Raw genomic sequence first — 7,116 nt, 5'->3', positions numbered from 1 at the left:
GGGCCTCGCCCAGCACGGCCTCGCCTTCATGTACATGCAAGGCGAGTGCACCGACCAGAACCCCGAGAAGGCCATCGAATGGTTCAAGCGCGCCGCCGACCAGGGCCTGACCGGCTCCATGACGACACTCGCCATGATGTACGAGCAGGGCAATGGCGTGCCGAAGGACATGGACGAAGCGCGCAAGTGGTACCACGCCGCGGGCTTCGACGACAAATAGCACCGGGACGCATCGGCGAGCAGCCCGGAGCGTCACGCAGGGGCGATGAGGCGTCGATCATAAGTCCGGCCACGGCCCGGGCGCTGGCCCTGGCGCTCCAGCGTCGCGGCCATTGACTTTAGCCACCGCGTGTTCAGTCGCAGTGCTTGCGCCGGCGCCGGTGGTAGGCGAGCAGACCGTGATCGGAGGTGTTCTTGCGTGGTGGGTTACGACCCTCGCGGTACGTGTTGGGGTTGGTCAGGAACAAGGCGGTCAGGCGCTTGCAAGGCATGGCGGCGTCAGGTCTTGCGATGCAACATTCGCAGCCGAACGCGTCTCGGCTCTCGCGCGCAAGCGCTGAGGCGCTTGCTGGCAGGACCTGAGCCCCTCCAAGCTCACGCCCGCTTTCCAAGCCCCGCCAGCACCTCCCGAAAGCTCGCAAGGCCGGCCTCCAGGTTGTCGATGATCTCCTCGGCCAGCGCCTCGGGCTCGGGGAGGTTGTCGTGGTCCGTCAGGGTCTTGTCCTTGAGCCAGAAGACATCCAGGCTCGCCTTGTCGCGGGCGATCAGCTCCTCGTAGCTGAACCTGCGCCAACGGCCCTCCGGGTTGGTTTCCGGGTCCCAGGTCGGCGTTCGCTCGTGGCGGTTGCGCGGGTTGCAGCACTGGATGAAATCGGTCAGGTGCTCGAAGCGCATGGGCCGCTTCTTCAGCGTGTGGTGCACATTGGTGCGGTAGTCGTAGTACCAGACGGCCCTGGTCCAAGGGCTTGGGCTCGCGACCCGGTTGTCGAAGAAGATCACGTTGGCCTTGACGCCCCGGGCGTAGAAGATGCCCGTGGGCAGGCGCAGGATGGTGTGCAGGTCCGTGCTCTCCAGCAGCTTGCGGCGGATGGTCTCGCCGGCGCCGCCCTCGAAGAGCACATTGTCCGGCACCACCACAGCGGCACGGCCGGTGGTGTTGAGCATGCTGCGGATGTGCTGGACGAAGTTGAGCTGCTTGTTCGATGGCGTGGCCCAGAAGTCCTGGCGGTTGTAGGTCAGCTCATCGGTGGCCTGCCCGCCCTCCTCGTTGGTGAAGCTCATGGAGCTCTTCTTGCCGAAGGGCGGATTGGCGGGCACGCCGTCGTCGCGCAGCGTGGTGCAGAAGCTGAAGACTCGGGAGACGATGGAGGCGGTGTTCACGGGTTGAATTTCTCCTTTCACGCGCCGTGAAGGTCCTGCGCTATCATGCGGTCATGACGAAACGCGTGCTCTCCGAGTCCAACCCGTATCTGCGCGACCGGCGACGGGCGGAGCATGGTCGCGCGCGGTCCATCGCCACGTCCACGGCCATCGAGACCGGGGAGGACGCCGCTGAGATCGAGCGGCGCATCTTGGCCGGCGCGCGCAACCCGCGGCGCGCGAAGCTTGCCTTCAGATTGAGCGAGCCAGCGGGTCCCCGGGCGCGTCCACATCAGACGGTTCAAGCGCCGGGCGAATCAGGCCTCGAAAACGGATTGGCGAGCATCAGCCTCGTATCGATGACCCGGCCGTCCTGAATGCCTTCAGTCCAATGCGTGCGACACCCGTCCGATAGAGCAGAGGCGATGATCTGGCTGTCGAAGTGGCCGTAGCCGGAACGCTCCGCGATGCGCCAAGCGTCGCGTATCTCGCTCAGCTGCTGCCGCGCGTCTCGTCATAGCGGGCATCACGGCTGGCGATGGGCTTCCCGCCCCGTTCGATGCGGATGCAGTCAAGCTCAGTCAGGGTCCTCCGACGCGCCTCATCGTCCGGTGTTGCCTCAGCGGCGCCTTCCGCACCACCGTAGCGTTGTTCCAGGCACTCTGATGAAATCCAGCGCCTCACTCGCGGCGTGCTTCGGCAGGCGCAGGCTGCGCCGAGAAATGGCCTCGGCCAGTGTCATGGCTTGCGCTCCTCTCGGTGGCATCGCCAGCCGTGCCTCGCGACGCCGACGATGTTCGCACAATGATACCCGCTCCCCGGATCGCCGCGCCGCGCGCGATCCTGATGGTCGCGACGCTCCGGCGGAGCAAGCCGCTCCGGCGGCGCTTGGGGCAGGATCGCCAATCATCTTGGAATCGATGCCCGGATGACGCGCCGCAAGATCCGAGAAGAAACCGCGAGAAGGAATGCGGCGCCGGCACGGCGTCGGACGTTGCGTAAAGGGGTTACTTGGCCCGAAACGCCCGCAGCCGCGTCATCTCCACAAGCTGCTCCATGTTCTGAAGCGTAAAGACCTTCCCGCGGGTTGCGAGCAGCAGCTTCTTCATGTCCTCCCGTCGAACACCGAAGCCGCGGCCGGCGATGCAGGCGACGACCTCGAACTTCGGCTGGTCCGGCGGCTGACCGAGCAGGCTCAGGGATCCAAGGTGCTGCACGCGCGTGACCTTATCGCGTGCTGTGCCGTGTTCTTCAGTCAGCTTTGCCTCGATCACCACGTTCGGATTGATCTCATTTGGGATCACAAAGTCAGGCGCCTGGTCGAAACCGGGTAGACGCTCGGCGCGCTTGGTCTTGCGGAAGCTGATGCCGTTGCGGCTCAGTACGTCTTCGATGGCGTTCTCGACGATGTTGCCGATGAGCTTGCTGATCGAGTCTCTGTGGCCGGCGAAGGGACGGCCGAGAAATCGTTCGTACAGTAGGACGGAATACGGCGCACCCAAGTCGGCAAAACTGCGGACGCTGTCGATGCCGGCGGCTGTATCCGGCTTGTCGAGGCGATGCAGGCGATCACCGGGCACGCTTGGCGCACCGGTGGCGAGGATGCCGCAGGCTGCCTCCACGAGCGCGCGAATCCGCTGCTCGGTGACGCCGCCGTTCTCCCGCAGCGGCGCATCCGGTTTCATGCGAATCTTGCGGTCGATGGTGCGCGCGGCGCTTTGACTGATCTGGATACCGGTCTCCCGCGACGCGAAATAGGCCCATTCTGACGGCGTGAAGCCCAGGATGCAGCGCAGCACGATCAGCCCGATGGGCTTCTGATAGACCGCCGGCAGGATCGCCTCCGCCGTGACCTGTTGGAAGTTCGAGGTGGCGCGCTTCAGGGCCTCATAGCCGTCGTCGAACACGGCGAACTCAACGAATCCGGGCCCCTTGGGCATCACCAGGAGCTCAGACGTCAGGCACGCAAAAACCTGGTCGACGTAGAAGTCGAGATTCGCCTGGATCTCGTCGAACGAAACCGCAAAAGGGTACGGCATCGCTGGCTTCCTGCTCTACAGTGTGCGCCGGCGGGTACGGCAGAGGCGCCGGCTCGGCGATGGCTTGAGATTTCAGGCTCGCGACGATGCCGTCCACCGCTCCCCATTGCGCCGTCGCCTCGGCAACGCGCCCAAGCTTGTCGGTCATCGGTAACGACTTGTCCCAATCGTGACGCAGGTGCCAGATGGCCATGCGTGTCAGATGGCCGAAGGCGATGCAGCGGGTATCGCCCAGGGTCGGCGTGCGGCCTGCGGCCGTGAGCTGTGCGATGTCGGAAGCGATCAGGCTGCTCAGCTCGGCCTGCGTGTCGAACAGCCAGCGCCGGCGTGTGGCGCCCGTGGTGCGGCAGACGAAAACCGTGTCGATGATGGACGAGCCGGTGCCGTGGATATGGATGGAGCCGCTCATTTCGGCCGGACAGGGCAGCGATGCGGAGCACACCAAGCCCGCATCGAGGATGGCAGCGCCCACCGCGTTGTAGGCCTCGATACGATTGTGGTGATAGGTGAAGGCCAGCGGCGAGCCCGGTTTCAGGGCGCGGGCCATGCGCCCGTAGACACTGGCCAATCCTTCCGCAAAGCCGGCGAGGTTGCGCTGTTGCGTGACATTGCCGGTCAGCTCCATCGGCGAGTGCGTGGACGCACGGTCGAAGCCCTCGGCCTCGTGTCCGACGAGCCGCCGCAGCCAGACGTAGCAGAAGTCCATCAGCTCCGCGTACTGCACGTTGCCGAAGTACGGCGGATCGGTGAATACCGCATCCAGGCTGGCGGGCTGCAGCTCAGCAGTGGTCGCGCTGGCGCAGCGGAGGCTGACGCTGCGCCGCCGGGCGCCGTTGCGCTGCTCGCCGATCCATTCGCCCGTAACGGGCACCTGGGTCTTGCGCCCGCCGGTGTGTCTGATCTCGAAGGGTGCGTCACACCACCGCTTGGCCTTGGTGTACTTGTCGACGATATTGATCCAGCCGCCGGACCCGACGGCCGGCATCGCAGCACGCGGTCCCCTGCCGTTGCCGTGACCGTTGCGGATGCCGAGCACGTTGGACTCGCATTGGACCAGCCCCACCGGGAAGCCATGCACCGAGAAGATGTCCAGCGACTTCAGCGCCATGGTGTCGTAGCGGCAGAGCATGTTCTGGTAGCGCAGCAGGTCCGAGAGATTGGTGGCCAACGCATGGCGGACACGCTCGTCGGGTACCGCCGCGATCTCCCGGCAGCTCAGCTCCAGCGCCAGCAGTTGACGCGGATTGAACAGCTCCCGGTAGTGCCGATAGCCCCAGCGGTGCAGGCGGTCCGTCTCATCTCCCGGCGGGATGGGCTGCGCCGGTACGAAGTCGAGCGACAACGCCTCGAAGCGTGCAGCAGCTTCCGCCACGCGCGCCAGATCCCGCGCGTCCGGCTTCTTGAAGAAGCGCCCGCGGTGCCGGGCCTTGCGTGCCGGATTGTAATACTCGATGGCGAACAGCCGATGCCGCGGCGGGCCGGCCTCGGGTCGCGGATAGCTGTTGCCCTCGCCGCAGGCCGGACAGTCGATCCGGTTGCGGCGCGCCAGGCCGATGGCCGTCAGCGCGGCACCACAGCCGGCGCAGGCACCGGGGTGCTTGCGGTCATCGACCTCGTTGAGGTCACCGCAGCGGGCGCAGACGACCACGTTCTTCGGGTGGCGCTTGTTCTCGGCCAGCAGGTAGCCGGGGAACAGGTCCATCGGCTGCCCACAGCCGGCACAGTCCAGCGTCTTGACCCACAGGAAGTACTTCACCGGCACGTTCTTGTCGCCGTAGATCGGGCAATCCGTCCGGTAAAGGGAGCCGACGCTGTCGGCGAGCGCTTCCGTCAGCGTCATCGCTGCGACCACATAGGCATCCAGATCCAGGTGCTCGATCTCCTCGCGGACGATCCAGGCGGACATCGGGTTGATGTCGAAGCCCTGCACATCGCAGCCGATGCGGTTGGCCTCGATCAACGGCGTGCCGCCGCCCATGAACGGGTCGGCGATCTGGATGTCAGGGAAGTCCTGCGGCCGGTAGAAGGCATCTGCGAGCCGCCCCTGCCCCAGCTCGGACAACAGCAACGCCCGGAACAGTGTCCCGGGCCGCCGCGCAAACCACTTGTGGACTGCGATGATGGGGCGGTAGTTCTGCTGGATCTGCTTTTCCTTGAGCGCCAGAGCGGCGACGAAGGGGACGTCGAAGGTCTGCTCGATGGACATGGAGGGGACGGAGGCTCCTTTCCGGCGGCGACGGGCATGAGGCGGCGCAAGGGCGGCATTCTACCGCAGCGCTCGCTCAACAAATCCGCGGCAACTGCTCCCCCGCGAGCCAGTCGACGATGCGGTTGCCGCCGAAGGCGGCTTACGTGGCGGCCGGATGCCGAGCCCGGCCACGGACTCCACGCATCGTGACCGAGCCATCCAGGACCGCCGCTCAGGCTTCCTGTACGGTCCAAGGATTCTTGTTACTACAATACTGGGGATGAAGGTCACGTTCGATCCCCGCAAAGACGCGAGGAACGCCGCCAAGCACGGTGTATCTCTGTCGTTGGCAGAGCAGTTCGAATGGGAGACGGCGCTGATTTGGACAGACAGCCGCGAGGATTACCGGGGAAGACCGGCAGTGCGCCATCGGCTATGTGGGCCTGCGCTTGTACGTGGTGGTCTTCGTGGAGGTTGCAGACGGGCTCCGCATCATCAGTCTGCGCAAAGCGAACAATGCAGAGGTCAAGCGTTATGCCTCGTCTTAAGCCAGATACCGTCGTACCGACACCAGAGGAGGACGCTGCCATTACGGAGGCCGCGATGTCCGACCCTGATGCCCGCCCCCTGACCGACGACGAGTGGGCGGCTGCCAAGCCCGGTACGCGGGTCGGCCGGCCACGCTCGCCGGTGCGTCAGGTCTCGACGATGATCCGCTTCGATGCGGATGTGCTGACCGCCATGAAAGCCACGGGGCCAGGCTGGCAGACGCGGATCAACGACATACTGCGGGACTACTTGAAGCGTCGTCCCTGATCAACAAATCCGCGGCAACTGCTCCCCCGCGAGCCAGTCGACGATGCGGTTGCCGCCGAAGGCGGTCTCCATCTGCACGAAGTGGTGGGGGTCTTCGAAGACCTGGCCGATGACGGCGGCGTCGGCGCCTTTGGGGTGCGCGCGCATGGCGGCGAGCAGCGTCCCGGCCTGGTCTGCGGGGCAGATGGCGATGAGCTTGCCCTCGTTGGCGACGTTGAGCGGGTCCAGGCCCAGCAGCTCGCAGGCGGCGGCGACCTCCGGGCGCACGGGGATGGCCTGCTCCCGGATCTGCATGCCGACGCCGGATTGTTGGGCCAGCTCGTTGAGGGTGCTGGCGAGGCCGCCGCGGGTGGGGTCGCGCAGGCAGTGGATGCTGGGCACGGCGGCGATCATGGCGGCGACCAGATCGTGCAGCGCCTGGCTGTCGGAGCGGATCTCGGTCTCGAATCCTAAGTTCTCGCGCTTGGACATGATGGCCACACCATGGTCTCCAACATGGCCGGAGACCAGGATGGCGTCGCCGGGCCGGGCGTTGCTGCCGGCGATGTCGAGGCCTTCCGGCACCACGCCCACGCCGGTGGTGGTGATGAAGCAGCCGTCGCCCTTGCCGCGCTCCACCACCTTGGTGTCGCCGGTGACCACGGGCACGCCGGCCTCGCTGCACGCCCGGGCCATGCTCTCGACGATGCGCGCGAGGTCCGCGAGCGGCAGCCC

The 7,116-nt window shown here is 66.0% G+C and carries 8 protein-coding genes and 1 pseudogene; 4 read left to right on the top strand and 5 right to left on the bottom strand.

Annotated elements, in window-relative coordinates; all coding sequences use genetic code 11:
* The coding region (locus tag QZ607_RS25430; protein WP_367268251.1) for a tetratricopeptide repeat protein at positions 1-220 on the top strand (220 nt) is incomplete at its 5' end.
* Positions 221-353: 133 nt separating this feature from the next.
* On the opposite strand, the gene QZ607_RS25425 is transcribed toward QZ607_RS25430, so the two are convergent.
* Both QZ607_RS25425 and QZ607_RS25420 read right to left on the bottom strand, forming a co-directional pair.
* Positions 354-491 carry a hypothetical protein gene (locus QZ607_RS25425; RefSeq protein ID WP_295888979.1) on the bottom strand — a complete coding sequence of 46 codons (138 nt, stop codon included), beginning with the start codon at positions 489-491 and terminating at the stop codon, positions 354-356.
* 103 nt (positions 492-594) lie between these two features.
* Complete coding sequence (locus QZ607_RS25420; protein WP_295888977.1) at positions 595-1,380, bottom strand: N-6 DNA methylase; 786 nt, start codon at positions 1,378-1,380, stop codon at positions 595-597.
* Positions 1,381-1,406: 26 nt separating this feature from the next.
* On the opposite strand from QZ607_RS25420, the gene QZ607_RS25415 reads away from it, so the two are divergent.
* Positions 1,407-1,736 carry a hypothetical protein gene (locus QZ607_RS25415; RefSeq protein WP_295888975.1) on the top strand — a complete coding sequence of 110 codons (330 nt, stop codon included), beginning with the start codon at positions 1,407-1,409 and terminating at the stop codon, positions 1,734-1,736.
* A 630-nt stretch (positions 1,737-2,366) separates the two neighbouring features.
* Here QZ607_RS25415 and QZ607_RS25410 read toward each other — a convergent pair.
* Complete coding sequence (locus tag QZ607_RS25410; RefSeq protein ID WP_295888973.1) at positions 2,367-3,398, bottom strand: hypothetical protein; 1,032 nt, start codon at positions 3,396-3,398, stop codon at positions 2,367-2,369.
* Positions 3,310-5,604: a DNA methylase gene (locus QZ607_RS25405; protein WP_295888970.1), complete on the bottom strand. Its 2,295-nt coding sequence runs from the start codon at positions 5,602-5,604 to the stop codon at positions 3,310-3,312. Before QZ607_RS25405 ends, QZ607_RS25410 begins: the two co-directional genes overlap by 89 nt.
* A 262-nt stretch (positions 5,605-5,866) precedes the next feature.
* Here QZ607_RS25405 and QZ607_RS25400 point away from each other — a divergent pair.
* Both QZ607_RS25400 and QZ607_RS25395 read left to right on the top strand, forming a co-directional pair.
* Positions 5,867-6,134 (top strand): annotated as a pseudogene (locus tag QZ607_RS25400) (BrnT family toxin).
* Positions 6,135-6,189: 55 nt separating this feature from the next.
* Positions 6,190-6,402 carry a BrnA antitoxin family protein gene (locus tag QZ607_RS25395; protein WP_295888967.1) on the top strand — a complete coding sequence of 71 codons (213 nt, stop codon included), beginning with the start codon at positions 6,190-6,192 and terminating at the stop codon, positions 6,400-6,402.
* Here QZ607_RS25395 and hypE read toward each other — a convergent pair.
* Positions 6,403-7,116: hydrogenase expression/formation protein HypE (gene hypE / locus QZ607_RS25390; RefSeq protein ID WP_295888964.1), on the bottom strand; the 714-nt coding region annotated here is incomplete at its 5' end. It lies immediately after the preceding gene.

The sequence above is a fragment of the uncultured Thiohalocapsa sp. genome (assembly GCF_913063425.1).
In the GTDB taxonomy this organism is placed as follows: domain Bacteria; phylum Pseudomonadota; class Gammaproteobacteria; order Chromatiales; family Chromatiaceae; genus Thiohalocapsa.
The sequence above is the reverse complement of the archived record's forward strand: the minus strand, read 5'-3'. Positions and strand labels throughout refer to the sequence as shown.